The organism is Haloarcula vallismortis ATCC 29715, assembly GCF_000337775.1.
Classification (GTDB): domain Archaea; phylum Halobacteriota; class Halobacteria; order Halobacteriales; family Haloarculaceae; genus Haloarcula; species Haloarcula vallismortis.
In genome coordinates this window covers 1-523 of the sequence record NZ_AOLQ01000034.1, presented here as the reverse complement: position 1 = coordinate 523, position 523 = coordinate 1, and the positions used below count along the sequence as shown (strand labels likewise).

General features: G+C 67.5%; 1 protein-coding gene. It reads left to right on the top strand.

Annotated elements, in window-relative coordinates:
* Window positions 1-153 precede the first annotated feature (153 nt).
* The coding region (locus C437_RS08510) for an S-methyl thiohydantoin desulfurase domain-containing protein (RefSeq protein ID WP_152418760.1) at window positions 154-523 on the top strand (370 nt) is incomplete at its 3' end.

Genomic DNA, 523 nt, shown 5'->3' with positions numbered 1-523 from the left:
AGCACGCGAAGGACGAGGCCACCGAAAACGCCCTCGCAGCGGGAGCGGACGCCGATAGCGTGGACATCGTCGATGTCGAGGAGGTCCCGCTTCGTACCTGCCTGGCAACGCGGTGCGAATCAAGGTGAAGGCCGCCGGAGCGCTCGACCACTAATGATGGTCGAAATCGGCGTCGAGGAAATCGAGGACATCGCACTCGGCGCAACCATCCTCGGGACGGGCGGCGGGGGCGACCCCCACGTCGGCAAGCTCGTAGCGAAGCAGGCGATCGAGGAGTTTGGTCCGGTCGAACTCCTCGACCCGGACGAACTGGACGCGGACGACTTCGTTGTCCCGACCGCGCAGATGGGCGCGCCGACCGTCTCGGTCGAGAAGCTTCCGAGCGGGCGGGAGGCCGTCGCCTCGCTGGACCGCATTGAGCGTGAACTCGGAGAGACCGCCGACGCGACGATGCCCATCGAGTGCGGCGGCATCAACTCGACGTTCCCGTTCGCCGTTGCGGCCCGCCGTGGGCTTCCCGTGG